This window comes from Streptomyces sp. NPDC055239 (assembly GCF_053606205.1).
Genome location: NZ_JBSGRD010000003.1, coordinates 139,687 through 154,901 on the forward strand (window position 1 = coordinate 139,687; position 15,215 = coordinate 154,901).

Annotated in this window: 15 protein-coding genes; 9 read left to right on the forward strand and 6 right to left on the reverse strand. The window is 71.0% G+C overall.

What is annotated here, in order from left to right:
* Positions 1–35: 35 nt before the first annotated feature.
* Complete coding sequence (ligD, locus tag ACWFRJ_RS11585) at positions 36–1,049, reverse strand: non-homologous end-joining DNA ligase (protein ID WP_453527538.1); 1,014 nt, start codon at positions 1,047–1,049, stop codon at positions 36–38.
* Positions 1,050–1,122: 73 nt separating this feature from the next.
* On the opposite strand from ligD, the gene ACWFRJ_RS11590 reads away from it, so the two are divergent.
* Entirely contained in the window at positions 1,123–2,184 is a 1,062-nt protein-coding gene (locus ACWFRJ_RS11590) for an ATP-dependent DNA ligase (RefSeq protein ID WP_453527541.1), read from the forward strand.
* 3 nt (positions 2,185–2,187) lie between these two features.
* On the opposite strand, the gene ACWFRJ_RS11595 is transcribed toward ACWFRJ_RS11590, so the two are convergent.
* From ACWFRJ_RS11595 to ACWFRJ_RS11605, 3 genes are read right to left on the reverse strand one after another with little or no spacing between them, the layout of a single operon-like run.
* Positions 2,188–2,955 carry an ABC transporter ATP-binding protein gene (locus ACWFRJ_RS11595; RefSeq protein WP_453527544.1) on the reverse strand — a complete coding sequence of 256 codons (768 nt, stop codon included), beginning with the start codon at positions 2,953–2,955 and terminating at the stop codon, positions 2,188–2,190.
* Positions 2,931–3,794: an ABC transporter permease gene (locus tag ACWFRJ_RS11600; RefSeq protein ID WP_453527547.1), complete on the reverse strand. Its 864-nt coding sequence runs from the start codon at positions 3,792–3,794 to the stop codon at positions 2,931–2,933. The genes ACWFRJ_RS11595 and ACWFRJ_RS11600 overlap by 25 nt, the downstream gene beginning before the upstream one ends.
* A complete protein-coding gene (locus ACWFRJ_RS11605; RefSeq protein ID WP_453527550.1) occupies positions 3,791–4,861 on the reverse strand; it encodes an ABC transporter substrate-binding protein in 1,071 nt (356 codons plus the stop codon). The genes ACWFRJ_RS11600 and ACWFRJ_RS11605 overlap by 4 nt, the downstream gene beginning before the upstream one ends.
* A 458-nt stretch (positions 4,862–5,319) precedes the next feature.
* Here ACWFRJ_RS11605 and ACWFRJ_RS11610 point away from each other — a divergent pair, with 458 nt between their 5' ends.
* Entirely contained in the window at positions 5,320–6,267 is a 948-nt protein-coding gene (locus ACWFRJ_RS11610; RefSeq protein ID WP_453527553.1) for a DUF3048 domain-containing protein, read from the forward strand.
* Between the two features lie 27 nt (positions 6,268–6,294).
* Here the strand turns inward: ACWFRJ_RS11610 and ACWFRJ_RS11615 are convergent, their stop codons facing one another.
* Positions 6,295–6,780, reverse strand: coding sequence for a MarR family winged helix-turn-helix transcriptional regulator (locus tag ACWFRJ_RS11615; RefSeq protein ID WP_453527556.1), 486 nt, complete (start codon positions 6,778–6,780; stop codon positions 6,295–6,297).
* A 168-nt stretch (positions 6,781–6,948) separates the two neighbouring features.
* Here ACWFRJ_RS11615 and ACWFRJ_RS11620 point away from each other — a divergent pair, with 168 nt between their 5' ends.
* The 7 genes from ACWFRJ_RS11620 (at position 6,949) to ACWFRJ_RS11650 (ending at position 14,114) form a co-directional block, all read left to right on the forward strand.
* Entirely contained in the window at positions 6,949–7,761 is an 813-nt protein-coding gene (locus ACWFRJ_RS11620) for a CoA transferase subunit A (RefSeq protein WP_453527558.1), read from the forward strand.
* Complete coding sequence (locus ACWFRJ_RS11625; protein ID WP_453527561.1) at positions 7,761–8,429, forward strand: CoA transferase subunit B; 669 nt, start codon at positions 7,761–7,763, stop codon at positions 8,427–8,429. The genes ACWFRJ_RS11620 and ACWFRJ_RS11625 overlap by 1 nt, the downstream gene beginning before the upstream one ends.
* Before the next feature lie 94 nt (positions 8,430–8,523).
* Positions 8,524–9,294: a protocatechuate 3,4-dioxygenase subunit beta gene (gene pcaH / locus ACWFRJ_RS11630; RefSeq protein ID WP_453527565.1), complete on the forward strand. Its 771-nt coding sequence runs from the start codon at positions 8,524–8,526 to the stop codon at positions 9,292–9,294.
* A complete protein-coding gene (gene pcaG, locus ACWFRJ_RS11635; RefSeq protein ID WP_453527568.1) occupies positions 9,294–9,848 on the forward strand; it encodes a protocatechuate 3,4-dioxygenase subunit alpha in 555 nt (184 codons plus the stop codon). Before pcaH ends, pcaG begins: the two co-directional genes overlap by 1 nt.
* A complete protein-coding gene (gene pcaB, locus ACWFRJ_RS11640) occupies positions 9,845–11,251 on the forward strand; it encodes a 3-carboxy-cis,cis-muconate cycloisomerase (protein ID WP_453527571.1) in 1,407 nt (468 codons plus the stop codon). Before pcaG ends, pcaB begins: the two co-directional genes overlap by 4 nt.
* Positions 11,248–12,360 carry a bifunctional 3-oxoadipate enol-lactonase/4-carboxymuconolactone decarboxylase PcaDC gene (gene pcaDC / locus ACWFRJ_RS11645; protein WP_453527574.1) on the forward strand — a complete coding sequence of 371 codons (1,113 nt, stop codon included), beginning with the start codon at positions 11,248–11,250 and terminating at the stop codon, positions 12,358–12,360. Before pcaB ends, pcaDC begins: the two co-directional genes overlap by 4 nt.
* 92 nt (positions 12,361–12,452) lie before the next feature.
* On the forward strand, positions 12,453–14,114 hold the full coding sequence (locus ACWFRJ_RS11650) for a serine/threonine-protein kinase (protein ID WP_453527577.1): 1,662 nt from the start codon (positions 12,453–12,455) through the stop codon (positions 14,112–14,114).
* Positions 14,115–14,119: 5 nt separating this feature from the next.
* Here the strand turns inward: ACWFRJ_RS11650 and ACWFRJ_RS11655 are convergent, their stop codons facing one another.
* Positions 14,120–15,136 (reverse strand): alpha/beta fold hydrolase, encoded by a 1,017-nt coding sequence (locus ACWFRJ_RS11655; RefSeq protein WP_453527580.1) that lies wholly within the window; start codon positions 15,134–15,136, stop codon positions 14,120–14,122.
* Positions 15,137–15,215 lie beyond the last annotated feature (79 nt).

Below are 15,215 nucleotides of genomic sequence, written 5' to 3' on the forward strand. Positions count from 1 at the left end.
CCCGTACCCCGCAGGGGGTGCGGGCGCCGTTGTCCTTACTCGTCGTGTCTGGCCCGGCTCGGCTGTACCCGCTTCGGCTCGCCCGGCATCTTGGGGTACTCGGGCGGATAGGGCAGGTCGCCGAGGCCGTGGTCCCGCTCGTCCCGCTCGGCGAGTTCGAGGAGCGCGTCCAGGGAGTAGGCGTGCTTCTCCATGTCCGCGTGCACATCGCCGACCTGGGCGAACCGCTCCGGCATCGTGCCGATGTCGAAGTCCTCCGGCACCGCGTCGTCGATCTCGTCCCAGCGCAGCGGCGCCGACACGGGGGCGTTCGGCCGTGGCCGCACCGAGTAGGCGGAGGCGATGGTCCGGTCGCGGGCGGTCTGGTTGTAGTCGACGAAGATCCGCTCGCCCCGTTCCTCCTTCCACCACGCGGTCGTGACCGCGTCCGGCATGCGCCGCTCCAGCTCTCGCCCGCAGGCGATCGCGGCCCGCCGCACCCCGGTGAAGTCCCAGCTCGGTTCGATCGGCACGAAGACGTGCAGGCCGCGCCCCCCGGACGTCTTGGGCCAGCCTTTGAGCCCGAACTCGTCAAGCACCGACCGGAGTTCGTGCGCGGCACGCACCGCGTCCGCGTAGTCCGTGCCGGGCTGCGGGTCCAGGTCGATGCGGAGCTCGTCGGGGTGGTCGAGGTCGTCGCCCCGTACCGGCCAGGGGTGGAAGGTCAGTGTGTTGAACTGGGCGGCCCAGACGACCGCGGCGATCTCCGTGGGGCACATCTCATCGGCCGTGCGTCCGCTGGGGAAGGCGATGGTGGCTGTGGGGATCCAGTCGGGGTGGTTCTTGGGGACGCGCTTCTGGTAGAAGAACTCGCCGGTGACCCCGTCCGGGAAGCGCTGGAGTGTCGTGGGGCGGTCCCGCAGGGCGCGTACGATCCCGTCGCCGACCGCGAGGAAGTAGCGGGCGACGTCCAGCTTGGTGAAGCCCCGCTCCGGAAAGACGACCTTGTCCGGGCTGGAGAGCCGCACCGGCCGCCCGCCCGCGTCGAGCTCGACCGCTTTACCACCCATGCCGCCACGCTAGGCGCAATGGACGAGAGCCGCATACCGGGCGGAAGCCGCCATATGGGCACAGAATCGATATATGGATCTGCCGGTGATGCCCCCCGTCAAGCCCATGCTCGCCAAACCCGTGGCGAGGATCCCGCCGGGCATGCAGTACGAGGCCAAGTGGGACGGCTTCCGCGCCATCGTCTTCCGTGACGGCGCGGACCTGGAGATCGGCAGCCGTACGGGCAAGCCCCTGACCCGGTACTTCCCGGAGCTGGCCGAGGCCCTGCTCGACCGTCTTCCCGCCCGCTGCGTCCTGGACGGCGAGATCGTGATCGCCCGCGACGGCCATCTCGACTTCGACGCGCTCACGGAGCGCATCCACCCCGCCGCGTCACGGGTACGGACGCTCGCCGAACGGACCCCGGCGTCCTTCGTGGCCTTCGACCTGCTCGCCCTGAACGACGAGGCCCTGCTCGACACGCCCCTCACCGACCGCCGCACGCGCCTTACCGAGGCCCTGGACGGTGTGAGTGCCCCCGTCCACCTCGCGCCCGCCACCATGGACCCGGAGCTGGCCCGGAAGTGGTTCGAGCAGTACGAGGGCGCGGGCCTCGACGGTGTCATCGCCAAGCCGCTCGACCTGCGCTACCGGCAGAACGAGCGGCTCATGTTCAAGATCAAGCACGAGCGCACGGCGGACTGTGTGGTCGCGGGCTACCGCTTCCACAAGAGCGGGCCCGTCGTCGGCTCGCTCCTCCTCGGTCTGTACGACGACGGGGGCACCCTGCAGCATGTCGGGGTCTGCGCCGCGTTCTCGATGCGGCGGCGGGCGGAGCTGGTGGAGGAGCTCGAACCGCTGCGGATGGAGTCCGCGGAGGGCCACCCCTGGGCGGCCTGGGCGGACGAGGCCGCGCACGAGACGTCCCGGATGCCGGGCGCGCCGAGCCGCTGGTCGGGCAAGAAGGACCTGTCCTGGGTGCAGCTGCGCCCCGAGCGCGTCTGCGAGGTGGCGTACGACCACATGGAGGGCGGGCAGCGCTTCCGGCACACGGCGCGGTTCCGCACCTGGCGACCGGACCGTACCCCTGACAGCTGTACGTTCGCCCAGCTGGAGGAGCCGGTCCGGTACGACCTGGCGGATGTGCTGCGCTAGCCGCTAGGCTCCGGCCGCCGAGCGGTCAGGTTCGGGTGCGGCCGGGTCGACCCCCAGCTGTCGCAGCAGCCTCCCGCGCAGCTCCGCGTACTCCGCACTCCCCTGCCCCCGTGGCGCGGGAAGCTCCACCCGTACGTCGGCCGCGATGCGCCCCGTGTCCAGGACGACCACTCGGTCGGCGAGGGCGATCGCCTCGTCGACGTCATGGGTGACCAGGAGCACGGCGGGCCGGTGTGCCTCGCAGAGGCGTCGCAGCAAGGCGTGCATCCGGATGCGGGTGAGCGCGTCCAGTGCGCCGAACGGCTCGTCGGCGAGCAGGAGTTGCGGCTCGCGGACCAGGGAGCGGGCGAGCGAGACCCGCTGTTGTTCGCCGCCGGAGAGGTCCGCGGGCCAGGCGCCCTCACGGCCGCCGAGGCCCACTTCGTCGAGCGCGGCGCGGCCCTGGTCCCGTGCTCCGGGTCCCGTCAGGCCCAGTACTACGTTGTCCAGGACCCGCTTCCAGGGCAGCAGGCGTGCGTCCTGGAAGACCACCGAGACGTCGTCCGGCGCCGTGAGCTCTCCGCTGCCCTCGACCTCGTGGTCGAGTTCCGCCAGGGCCCGCAGGAGCGTGGACTTGCCCGAGCCGCTGCGGCCGAGGAGCGCCACGAACTCGCCGGGCTTGATGGTCAGTTCGAGGCCGTCGAGAATCGTGCGGTCTCCGAAGGAGCGGACGAGCCCTTCGATGCGGACGGCCGTTTCCTCGTCCGTCAGCCCGCCAGTGTGCGTCGCCATGACAGCGCCTTCCTCTCCACGAGCCGGACCAGTGCGTCCGAGATGAGACCGAGAAGGCCGTACACGACGAGGCCGACGATGATGATGTCGGTCTGCCCGTAGGTGCGGGCGAGCTCCATCATGTAGCCGATGCCACTCGTGGCGTTGACCTGCTCGACCACGACGAGCGAGAGCCACGCGGCGGTGACAGCGAACCGCATGCCGAGCAGGAAGCCCGGCAGCGCCCCCGGCAGGACGACGTGCCGTACGAATCCGGTCCGTGAAAGCCCTACGGTCTCGGCGAGTTCGGCGTAGCGGCCGTCGATCGTCCGCAGCCCGTTGTGGGTGTGGATGTAGACGGGCACGAAGACACCGAGCGCGATGGTGATGACCTTCATCGACTCGCCGATGCCGAACCAGAGGATGAGCAGGGGAATCAGTGCGAGTGACGGGATGGCCCGCTTGATCTGCACGGGTCCGTCGATGATTCCCTCGCCGATCCTGCTGAGTCCTGCGGCGATCGCGAGGGCGAGTCCGGCCGCGGTGCCGAAGAGCAGCCCGAGGAGGGCGCGTTCGGCGGAGGTGGCGAGGTTCGACTGGAGGCGCCCCTCGGAGATCAGGTCACCGGCGGTGCTCACCACGGTCCAGGGCGCGGAGAGGTTGCGGGCGTCGATGAACCCGGCGGCGGACCCCGCCGACCAGATCGCGAGCAGGAGCAAGGGGCCGATGGCCCACCCGTACGGGATGGGGCGGCCCGGTCCGAGCCTGCGGCGCCGCGGTCGGCGGTTCTTTCGGCGCTCCCGGGTCACGGGTTCGGTACGGGTGGCGGCCTTGGTCAGGGAAGGAGCCTCGGCGCTCATGTGCCCGCCCCCGCACCGGACTTGACGGCATCCGCGGCGACCGACTCGTACCGCCGGTCGAAGAGGACCTCCGCGTCGAAGGGCTTCTTCCCGGTCTCCTTCGCCAGCAGATCGACGGTCTTCTGCTGGCGTGCGATGGCGGAGGTCCAGTCGGCCGGGAAGTCGGGGTGGCCGTTGCCCTTGACCAGGTACTCACCGTCCGCGCGGGACAGGCCCTGATCCTTGACGTAGTAACCGGCGATCCACTCGTCGGGATGCTTGTCGGCCCATTCTCCGGCACGCGCCCAGTACTTCACGAACTCCCTGATGGCCGCTGCCTTCTGAGGGTCCTCCACCGACTCGGTCGGCACCCACAGATGCCCCGGGTCGTCCCGAAGGCCGTGCTGGATGGTCTTCGCGCCGTCCTTGCCGTACTTCGCGGGATAGCGCTTGATGTTGACCCCGCCGAGCGGCGCCGCGTCGACCTGGCCGCTGCCGAGCGCGGACGGGTAGACGTCGCCGGTGCTGGGCAGTTCGACGAGTTCCACGTCGTCCTTGGTGAGCCCGGCCTTGGCGAGGATGCGCAGGACGAGGGCGCCCTGTGCCTGCCCCGGGCTGTAGGCGATCTTCTTGCCGCGCAGGTCCTTCAGCGTGTCGATGTCCGCGCCGGGTGCGACGCCGATTTCGTACGTGGGGTGCTTCAGCGGGTCCTTGCGGAATCTGGCCGCCACCAATTTTGTGTCGAGCCCCGTCCAATGGGCGTGAATGGACGGTATTTCCGCCGCGGAGCACACGTCGAGGGAATGCGCCCTGAATGCTTCGGAGCACTGGGGGCCACCGCTGATGTTGGCCCATTTCACCTTGAAGGGGAGCTTGCCGATCTGTCCGGAGAGTTTCAGGGCGACCTGGGCGTCCGGGGCTCCGACGGTGATCGTGGTGTTCGGGTCCACCTTCTTCGGGATCTTGGCGGAGACCTGCTTGGCGTCGACGGTCTCGGTCGACGTGGCGTTGTCCGCGCATCCGGCCAGGAGCAGCGGCGCGAGGAGGGCAGCGCCGAGCGCCGCCCGTACATGTGTGGGCGTACGCATATGTGTGGGCATGAGTTCTTTCCCGGAGTGCGGACCTTCACGGAGGGGAGGACCGGCAGGGCAATTCCCCGCGGCCCTGCGGCTTCTCACGAAATGACGTGTACGCCTAGAAAGGACGTCTTGAAGGACGCCTCGAAAGACGCCTCGAAAGACGCCTTGAAGGACGTCTTGAAGGTCAGCTACACAGAGCGGTGGCGACGCGCATCAGATCAACAGCGCGCCGCTGCTTGAACCGCCGGGATATTCGCATGGCGATGAAACTAGCCACGGCGCCAAGAGGGGTCAAGCCGTGTCACCCGCCCCGGCTTTCCGGAAACGCAGCCTTCGCACTCCGGCCATACGCACGTCATGGTCGCTCCCCGCGCAACGCCCTCGATCCGGGCTGATCTTGGCCGAAGTGCCGGGCCGATCTTGGCCAAGGTGCGGGAGGACAAGGGCGGACGGGGTAGGAAGTCCCCATGCGAACGCGGAGATGGACACGACGCACGACGGTGGCGGCGGTGGCGGCCGTCGCCGCCTTGGGCCTCGCGCCCGGCTGCACCCTCAGCGACACCAGCGGAGGCAACGGGAAGGCGCCCTCCGACGGCGACGGGCACGTACTCGCCGTGAAGATCGACAACGTGGGCCCCGCACGCCCGCAGACGGGTCTGGACGCGGCGGACGTCGTGTACGCCGAGCAGGTCGAGGCGGGGCTGAGCCGCCTGATGGCGGTGTACGCGAGCAAGCCACCGCCCGTCGTCGGCCCCGTGCGCAGTGCGCGGGAGACGGATCTTGAGCTGCTGAGGCAGTTCGACGATCCGGCTCTCGCGTTCTCCGGGGCGCAGTCGAAACTCCTCCCGCTGATCTCGGCGGCTCCCCTGCGCCCGCTGTCACCCGGCAAGGCGCCGGGCGACGCCTACTTCCGGGGTGGCGGCAAGGTAGCCCCGCACAACCTCTTCGTACGCCCGAAGGCGCTGGACGCCGACGCGGGCACGGGAGGTCTGGGGAGCACCGGCTTCACCTTCGGCGCGCGTCCGAAGGGCGGCACACCGGAGCATGAGCGCACGGTCCGCTTCCCCGCCGCGCGGTTCACCTTCGACTGGTCGGCCGAGCGGAAGCGCTGGCTGGTCTCCATGGACGGGGCGCAGGCCCGCACTGCCGACGGCAAGACGCTGGAGGCATCGACGGTCGTCGTGCAGTACGTGAAGGTGCGCGAGTCCCGCTTCCACGACCGCTCGGGCAACAACACGCCGTTCTCGGAGACCGTCGGCTCGGGGAACGCGCGGGTTCTACGGGACGGCCGGGCCTACGAGGCGCGCTGGGAGCGGACGTCCCCGCAAGGCGGCACGGAGTTCACGACGGCGGAAGACGGCGAGCAACTGCCGTTCGCGAAGGGGCAGGTGTGGGTGGTGTTCGCCAAGGCGTGACTCAGTGACTCAGATCCTGCCGACGACTCAGACCCTGCCGACGGGTCGGCCGTTGGTCGCGGCGAAGGGTTCCGCGGGATTGCGCAGGCCCTCCGCCGCGTCCGAGACCCGCTGGATCAGGTCGAAGAAGAGGGTCTGCTCGTCCGCGGAGAGCGGCCCGAGGAAGACCTGGTTCATCCGGGCCGTCCGCACGGTCAGCTTGCGGTGCGTGCGCTTGCCCTCGTCCGTCAGGTGCAGCAGATACCGGCGGCCGTCCTGCGGGTCACGCACCTTGTCGAGCAGCTCACGGCGCATCAGGCGGCTGATGACCTCCGCGATGGTGGACCGGTCGAGGCCGACGCGCTCGCCGACGGTGCGCTGATCGAGGCCGGGCTCGGCGACGAGTGCGTTCAGGACGGCGAACTGCGGCGAGGTGATCTCCTCGGAGACCATCGTGTTCCACAGCAGATAGTGCGCCTGCTGCAGACGCCGGGCCAGGTGCCCGGGGTGGGTGGTCAGGTCCACCGCGGCCATGAGTTCCTCCACTGCCTTGTACCGGGATTTTTCGTTGGTGCACTGAACAGTACTCGCCCTTGACGGCCTAGGGAACGAGTGGCAGCGTGAGTCCGACCTCGTAGAGATAGTCAGTGCCCTGATTAATTCGTGGGGCATCGAAGGCCTGGAAGAGATGGGGCTCGACGGATGGACAAGGTGGTGGCCTCGGCCGCCGACGCGGTGGCCGATGTGGGCGACGGTGCGTCCCTCGCGGTCGGCGGGTTCGGGCTGAGCGGTGTGCCCGGCGTGCTGATCGAGGGGCTGTACGAGGCCGGCGTTTCGGGCCTGCGGGTGGTGTCCAACAACTGCGGGGCGATGGAGTCGGGGCTCGCGGTGCTGCTCTCGGCGGGCCGGATCGCGCGGGTGACCGGGTCGTACATCGGCGCCAACAAGGAGTTCGCCCGCCAGTACCTGGGCGGTGAGCTGGAGGTGGAGATGATCCCGCAGGGCACGCTCGCCGAACGGCTGCGGGCCGGAGGGTGCGGGATCCCCGCGTTCTACACACCGGCCGGGGTGGGCACGCAGGTCGCCGACGGCGGCCTTCCGTGGCGCTACGACGGCTCGGGCGGGGTGGCGCTCGCCTCACCGGCCAAGGAGGTGCGCGAGTTCGACGGCGAGGAGTACGTGCTCGAGCGCGGCATCCGTACCGACTTCGCGCTGGTGCGGGCCGCCAAGGGCGACCGGCACGGGAACCTCGTCTTCAACAAGTCCACGCGCAATTTCAACCCCTTGGCCGCGATGGCAGGACGGGTCACGATCGCCGAGGTGGAGGAGTTGGTGGAGCCGGGCCGGATCGACCCCGACGCCGTGCACCTGCCGGGGATCTACGTCCAGCGGGTCCTGGAGCTGACTCCGGAGCAGGCGGCGGACAAGGGCATCGAACGGCGTACGGTCTCCGCGCCCGCTTCCACGCCTTCCACTCCTTCCGAGCCCCCGGCGCGAGGGGCGGTGAGCGGCTGATGGCCTGGACCCGTGAGCAGATGGCCGCCCGCGCCGCACGCGAGCTGCGCGACGGCCAGTACGTGAACTTGGGCATCGGACTGCCCACGCTGATCCCCAACTACCTCCCCGAGGGCGTCGAGGTGGTCCTGGAGTCCGAGAACGGCATCCTCGGCGTGGGGCCGTATCCCACGGACGCCGAGGTGGACCCGGATCTCATCAACGCGGGCAAGGAGACGGTCACCGTCCGCCCCGGCGCCTCCTACTTCGACTCCGCGCTGTCCTTCGGGATGATCCGCGGCGGTCACATCGATGTGGCGGTGCTCGGCGCGATGCAGGTCTCCGCGCGCGGGGACCTGGCCAACTGGGCGATCCCGGGCAAGATGATCACGGGGATCGGCGGGGCGATGGACCTGGTGCACGGGGCGCGGACGGTGATCGTGGCGATGACGCACACCGCCAAGGACGGCTCCCCCAAGATCCTTGAGGAGTGCGCGCTTCCGCTGACCGGCCGGGCCTGCGTGAACCGGATCATCACCGACCTGGGCGTCCTGGATGTCACCGAACACGGCCTGGAACTGTTCGAGTTGGCGCCGGGCATCACCCCGGACGAGATCGTCGCCAAGACGGCGGCCAAGGTCCACATTCCTGAAGCCGTCTCTGATGCCGTGTCCGAAGGCCCCCTCTGAAGGAACCCGTCATGAGTCCGCGTGACGTCTACATCGTCGACGCCGTACTCGCCGCACTCGCCGCACTCGCCGTACTCACGGAGCCGAGAGACACATGCCCCTCACCGAACCCCTGCCCGACGGGCTGAGCCAGCGGGAGATAGACGCAGAGGTCGCCAAGGCGCAGGCATCGGCCGCGCCCGCCGACCATCCGCCGCGCGACTATCCCCCCTACCGCAGCAGCCACTTCCGCTACCCCAAGCAACAGCCGATCCCTCTTCACGACCCGGAGGCGGTGGAGTTGAGCGGCCCCGCGTTCGGCGTCACCGACATCACGGCGCTCGACCGCGACCTGACCCGGCAGCACCTGGGCGAGCCACTGGGTGAGCGGATCACGGTGTCCGGCCGTGTCCTGGACCGCGAAGGGCGCCCCGTACGCGGCCAGTTGGTCGAGCTGTGGCAGGCCAACGCGTCCGGCCGGTACGCCCATCAGCTGGACCAGCACCCGGCGCCGCTCGACCCGAACTTCACGGGGTTCGGCCGCTGCCGGACCGACGACGAGGGAACGTACTCCTTCACGACGATCAAGCCGGGCGCGTACCCGTGGCGCAACCACGTCAACGCGTGGCGCCCCGCGCACATCCACTTCTCGCTCTTCGGCACGGCGTTCACGCAGCGCCTGGTGACGCAGATGTACTTCCCGGGCGACCCGCTGTTCGCCCACGACCCGGTCCTGCGCTCGGTCACCGACGAGTCGGCGCGGGCACGCCTGGTCTCCGCCTACGACCACGAGCTCTCCGCCCCCGAGTGGTCGCTCGGCTACCGCTGGGACATCGTCCTCGACGGCCCGTCCGCGACGCTCTTCGAGGAAGGCGGCAAGCACTGATGTCGTACGCTCCCACTCCCTCCCAGACCGTCGGCCCGTTCTACGGCTACGCGCTGCCCTTCCCGCGCGGCGGCGAGGTCGCACCGGCCGGGCACCCGGACACGATCACCCTGCACGGGTACGTGTACGACGGCGCGGGAGACCCCGTGCCCGACGCCCTCATCGAGACCTGGCAGCCCGCGCCCGACGGCTCCCGCGCGGGGGCGCCGGGCTCGCTGCGGCACGACCCGGTCACGGGCGAGGTCATCGGCCGTGACGGTGTCGCGTTCACCGGGTTCGGCCGCGTCCCGACCGACGCCGACGGCCACTGGGCGGTCCGTACGCTCCCGCCGGGCGGCGTCTCATACATCGCCGTAGCCGTGTTCGCGCGCGGTCTGCTCCACCACCTGTACACGCGCGCCTATCTGGTCGACGAGCCGGGCGACGCGCTCCTGGGTTCCCTCGACCAGGCGCGGCGCGCGACGCTGGTCACCCGCCCCGAGGCGCACCGCACGTACCGTTTCGACATCCGCCTTCAGGGCGAGGGCGAAACGGTGTTCCTGGAGTTCCAGTGAGTCTTGAAGGTACGGACGTCGGCCTGCTCTCCCCCGGGCGGGCGGGCTCCCCCGCCGAAGCCGCGACGGGCGACACCGCCTTCCTGCAGGCGATGCTCGACGCGGAGGCGGCGCTGACGCGGGCTCAGGCGACGGTGGGTCTGGCCCCTGCGGATGCGGCAACGGCCGTCTCCGCAGCGGCCGACGCCGACCGCTTCGACGTACGCGATCTCGCGCTCCGCGCGCGGGCCGGCGGCAACCCGGTGATCCCGCTGGTCGCGGACCTGACGGCGGCGGTGCTCACGGACGCGGCGCCGTACGTCCATCGGGGCGCCACGAGCCAGGACATCATGGACACGGCGATGATGCTGGTCGCGCGGCGCACGCTGGACCTGATCCTGGCGGACCTGACCCGCACGGAGGCGGCACTCGCCCGCCTCGCGACACGGCACCGGGACACGGTGATGCCGGGCCGCACCCTGACGCAGCACGCGGTCCCGACGACGTTCGGCCTGAAGGCGGCGGGTTGGCGCTCGCTAGTGCTCGACGCACGGGACAGGGTGAGGCCGGTACGCGACGCGCTTCCGGCTCAACTGGGGGGTGCGGCGGGTACGTTGGCCGCGTTCGGGGCGTACGCGGCCAACGGACACCCACGGGGTGAGGTCGCGGCAGAAGCGCCCTGGCCGGAGGCGTCCTCGCCGGATGCCGGGCTTGGGCCTGGCCTCGTCTCGGCCTACGCCCATCACCTGGGTCTCGCCGAACCCGGCCTTCCCTGGCACACCCTCCGCACCCCGGTCGCCGACATCGCCTCGGTGCTCGCCTTCACCGCCGGGGCCCTCGGCAAGGCGGCCACGGACATCCTCGTCCTCTCCCGCACGGAGGTCGCCGAGCTCTCCGAGGGAGCGGGGGGCGGCTCATCCGCCATGCCCCACAAGGCGAACCCCGTCCGCTCCACCCTCATCGCCGCCGCGGCCCGCCGCGCCCCCGCCCTCGCGGCGACGCTCCACGCGTCGATGGCCGCCGAGGACGAACGCCCCGCAGGCGCCTGGCACGCCGAGTGGGAGGCCCTGCGCGACCTCCTGCGCACGGTCGGCGGCGCGAGCCTCCACGCGGCGGAGCTCACCGAGAACCTCCGGGTCCATCCCGAGGCGATGCGTGAACACCTGGGCCTCACCCACGGGTTGATCGTCTCCGAGCGGCTCACGGCAGAGCTGACACCCCTCCTGGGCCGGGCCCGCGCGAAGGAGCTGCTCACGTCGGCGGCCCGGCGCACCCGGGACGAGGCCAGGTCCCTCGCGGAGGTGCTCGCCGAAGAGCCCGGTCTCGCCGAGATGTCGGCCGTCCGCCTCACCGAACTCACCGACCCCACCCGTTACACCGGCTCAGCCGGAACCCTCACGGACCGAGCCCTGGAGCGACGATGACCGGCAAGCTGCCGCACCACACCACCGAGGGCGCCCCGACCGCGCCCCCTCTCCTCCTCGGCTCCTCGGTCGGCACCTCCACCGCCCTGTGGGACGCCGTGGCGCCCGAACTCTCCACCACCCACAGGGTCGTACGCTGGGACCTGCCCGGTCACGGCAAGTCCCCCGCCGACCTGATCGGCCCGGGTGCGCGCGTCGCCGACCTGGCCGCGCTCGTCCTCGCGCTCGCCGATTCGCTCGGCATCGACCGCTTCTCGTACGCGGGCGTCTCCCTCGGTGGCGCCGTCGGCCTGCACCTGGCCGCGTACCACCCGGAGCGGGTGGAGAGCCTCGCCGTGATCTGCTCCTCCGCGCACTTCGGCGGCAGCGCACGCTGGGAGGAGCGCGCCGCGCTCGTACGCAGCGAGGGCCTCGCCGCACTCGCCAAGAGCGCGCCGGAGCGCTGGTTCACGCCCGGGTTCACAGTCCCCGGCCTGGTGGACGACCACCGCAACACCGATCCCGACGCGTACGCCGCGTGCTGTGACGCGCTGGCGGCGTACGACATCAGGGAAGCGCTCGCGACGATCACCGCACCCACGCTCGTCGTCGCGGGCCGCGAGGATCCTGCGACGCCGCCCGCCCACGCGCGCGAGATCGCCGACGCGGTGCCGGGCGCCTCCCTCACGGAGTTGGCGGGCGCCTCGCATCTGGCGCCGGCGGAGCGACCGGAGGCCGTGGTCGCCGCGCTGCGCACGCACTTGACGGGTGCGGACGCGAGCGGGACGGCTGCACGGCGAGCGGTCCTCGGGGACGCGCACGTGGACCGCGCGCAGGCCGACACCACGCCCTTCACGGCCCGCTTCCAGGACTTCATCTCCCGCTACGCCTGGGGCGAGATCTGGACCGACCCGACCCTCGCGCACCGCGAACGCAGCATGATCACCATGACCGCTCTGGTCGCGCACGGGCACTACGACGAGCTCGCCATCCACATCCGGGCGGCCCGCCGCAATGGGCTCACGCCGGAGGAGATCGGCGCGGTGCTGCTCCAGACGGCCGTCTACTGCGGTGTCCCCGCGGCCAATTCGGCCTTCGCCGTGGCGCAGCGGGTCCTCGCTGAGGAGTGACGGAGGAGCGGCGGTTCACCAGGCACCCTTTAGGCTGCTGCTGATCAGGGGCAGGGGATCAGGGATCAGGGGAGCATGGGGGACTAGGGCCGATGAACGACGCGACTGAGGTGTTCCAGCCGTTGCGGGCGGACGACCCGTCCACGGTGGCCGGTTACCGCATCGCCGCCCGGATCGGCGCGGGGGGCATGGGCCGGGTCTATCTGTCGCACACGCAGGGCGGCCGACCGGTCGCGATCAAGGTGGTGCGGCCCGAGCTGGCCGACGATCCGGCCTTCCGGCGGCGGTTCAGCAGGGAGATACGGGCGGCCCAGCGGGTCAGGGGCGCCTACACCGCCGAACTGATCGACGCCGACGCCGACGGCGTACCTCCCTGGCTGGCCACGCTGTACGTGCCTGGGCCATCCCTCGCGGAGGCCGTCGCCCGGAGCGGGCCGCTGCCGGTACCGGCGGTGCTGTGGCTGATGGCCGGGGTCGCCGAGGCGCTGCAGGCCATCCACAGTGCGGGGATCGTGCACCGTGACCTGAAGCCGTCGAACGTGCTCCTTGCCGCCGACGGGCCGCGCGTCATCGACTTCGGCATCTCGCTGAGCTCGAGCGCCACGTCTCCGCACACCGTCACGGGTACCGTCGCGGGCACGCCCCAGTTCATGGCTCCCGAGCAGGCGTCCACGGGCGACGTCACGGCGGCGACCGACGTCTTCGCGCTCGGCCAGACAGCGGCGTTCGCGGCGCTGGGCGAGCCTCTGTACGGGGACGGGCCCTCGGTCAGCGTGCTGTACCGGATCGTGCACGCGGAGCCCGATCTCTCCCTGCTGCCCGCACAGTTGCGTCCCCTGTTCGCCCGTTGCCTGGCCGCCGATCCGGCGGAGCGGGCGACCCTGGCGGAGATCGTCGACTGGTGCAGGCAGCGCCTCGGCGGTGATGCCGCCGCGGGCGCGGGGCCTGCCGTGTGGCGGGAGATCACGGGCCCGGAGGTGAGGGTTCCGGATCCGATTCCCCATCCGACCCGGCTGCACCCTGGCCCTGTGCACCCTGGCCCTGTGTACACGCAGCCGTTGTTCGCGCCGCCGCAGCCGACGGTGCCCTCGGAGCCGGACAGACTGCGGGCCCGCCGAAGACGCAACGCGTTCATCACAGCCGCCGTGGCGGCGGGCGCGCTGCTGCTCACGGGTGTGACGTGGACGGTGATGGACGCGACGGACGCGCTCCGCGGCAAAGGCACGTCCTCGGAGTCCGGTTCGCAGACGCCCGGCCGGTCGTCGGCGTCCGGAGCGGCATCCGGCGACAAGAGTGACCGGGCGGCGGACGGGTCGCTCCCCTCCTCGGGCTCCTCCGACTCTTCCCCGAACGGGTCCACACGGCCACAAGCCGCCGCGTACCCCCAGGAATGGTTCGACGAGAAGAACTCCGTGAGCCTCAGGGAGCCGGTCGACCGCAAGGACCGCAAGGGGGACATCCGCTTCGTCTGCGAGGGGAACGGCTGCTCGCTGGAGAGCGACAAGAGCCTGATCACCCCGCTGTACGGCAAGCCGGGAGCCACCCTCGATTCATGCCGTATCGCCCTCAAGGGCGCCGACAGTCACGACCTCCCGCTGGCCGCCGTGGCGGCCGGCAGCGAGATCTGCGTGAAGAACCCCTCCGGAGACATCGCCCTGCTCGTGGTCCTGGTGAAGTCGACCGCACTGCCGAAGGACGGGTTCAGCTTCCTGAGCGCGGACATGACGGTCTGGCGGGCGCGTCAGGCGCCTTGAAGCCATTAGGTGGCGCTCCGCTCGCTCGCCTCGCGATACCGCCGCTCCATCTCGTCGACGTACGCGTCCTCGCCAGGACGCCCCGCCCGCAGCAGGCGCCACCACTGCTCGATGCTCCAATTGGCCGGTTCCGTCGACCCGATGAACTCCTCGACGAGCGCGAGGAAGCGCGCGGGATCGGCATGGAAGGGGAAGTGCCCGGCCCCCGGGAAGATTTCGAGGCGGCTGTCGGGCATCGCCTCGTGCGCGGTGAACGCGTGGTCGACCGGCACTACGCCGTCCCGGTCGCCCCAGACGAGGAGCGTGGGCATGCCCTGGGCGAGGTAGCAGCGGTCCAGCATGGTGACCACCTGGCCGCGCCAGTCGACGACGGAGCGCAGCGTGCGGATGAACGCGGCCCGTGCCCACACGTCCGGGAGCGCGTCGACCAGGCCCATCAGCTCGGGCGCGTCCTGCCCCAGGCGGGTGTCGAGCAGCCGGAGCAGGGCGACGACCGCCCGCACCGGCAGGTCGGCGCCCGGCAGTCCGAGCAGGGAGAGGAACAGCGCGGCGCCCGGCAGAGAGACGCCCCGCAGCACGGGAGTGACCTGCGGACCGACGCCGCCCGTACTGACGAGGACGAGCCGGTCGACGCGTTCGGGGAACTGGTAGGCGAACTGCATGGCGACACCGCCGCCGAACGAGTGCCCGACGAGAGTGACCCGCTCGACACCGAGCACGCCGAGCAGATCCCGGACCCCGTTGGCGTACGCGGCCACCGAGTAGTCGGCTCTCGGCTTCTCCGACGCGCCGTGGCCGAGCAGGTCGGGCGCGATGACCGTGTGATTGCGGGCCAGTTGGGGGATGAGCGGGAACCACGTCGCCGATGAGTCGCCGATGCCGTGGATCAGCAGGATCGCAGGTCCTTCTCCCGCGAGGCGGTACGCGCGCCGGTATCCGTGCACGGTACGGAATCGCAGGGCGACCCCTCTCTCGTCGCCGGTGGGAAGCCGCCTGGTCTTGAAGGGCAGGATCCGCGCCATGGGCCGGAGTGTAGGCGGGCGGCGCGGCGGGGTGGTTTCGGGTGGGTTTCGGGTGGCGCAATACGGGCGCACGCACGGC

Excerpts from the sequence above, each read along its gene's own strand:
- pcaH (WP_453527565.1), top strand. The coding sequence starts at position 8,524 with ATGCCCCTCACCGAACCCCTGCCCGACGGGCTGAGCCAGCGGGAGATA.
- ACWFRJ_RS11650 (WP_453527577.1), top strand. The coding sequence starts at position 12,453 with ATGAACGACGCGACTGAGGTGTTCCAGCCGTTGCGGGCGGACGACCCG.
- pcaDC (WP_453527574.1), top strand. The coding sequence starts at position 11,248 with ATGACCGGCAAGCTGCCGCACCACACCACCGAGGGCGCCCCGACCGCG.
- ACWFRJ_RS11655 (WP_453527580.1), bottom strand. The coding sequence starts at position 15,136 with ATGGCGCGGATCCTGCCCTTCAAGACCAGGCGGCTTCCCACCGGCGAC.
- ACWFRJ_RS11590 (WP_453527541.1), top strand. The coding sequence starts at position 1,123 with ATGGATCTGCCGGTGATGCCCCCCGTCAAGCCCATGCTCGCCAAACCC.
- ACWFRJ_RS11615 (WP_453527556.1), bottom strand. The coding sequence starts at position 6,780 with ATGGCCGCGGTGGACCTGACCACCCACCCCGGGCACCTGGCCCGGCGT.
- pcaG (WP_453527568.1), top strand. The coding sequence starts at position 9,294 with ATGTCGTACGCTCCCACTCCCTCCCAGACCGTCGGCCCGTTCTACGGC.
- ACWFRJ_RS11595 (WP_453527544.1), bottom strand. The coding sequence starts at position 2,955 with ATGGCGACGCACACTGGCGGGCTGACGGACGAGGAAACGGCCGTCCGC.
- ACWFRJ_RS11605 (WP_453527550.1), bottom strand. The coding sequence starts at position 4,861 with ATGCGTACGCCCACACATGTACGGGCGGCGCTCGGCGCTGCCCTCCTC.
- ACWFRJ_RS11610 (WP_453527553.1), top strand. The coding sequence starts at position 5,320 with ATGCGAACGCGGAGATGGACACGACGCACGACGGTGGCGGCGGTGGCG.
- ACWFRJ_RS11625 (WP_453527561.1), top strand. The coding sequence starts at position 7,761 with ATGGCCTGGACCCGTGAGCAGATGGCCGCCCGCGCCGCACGCGAGCTG.
- ligD (WP_453527538.1), bottom strand. The coding sequence starts at position 1,049 with ATGGGTGGTAAAGCGGTCGAGCTCGACGCGGGCGGGCGGCCGGTGCGG.
- ACWFRJ_RS11600 (WP_453527547.1), bottom strand. The coding sequence starts at position 3,794 with ATGAGCGCCGAGGCTCCTTCCCTGACCAAGGCCGCCACCCGTACCGAA.
- ACWFRJ_RS11620 (WP_453527558.1), top strand. The coding sequence starts at position 6,949 with ATGGACAAGGTGGTGGCCTCGGCCGCCGACGCGGTGGCCGATGTGGGC.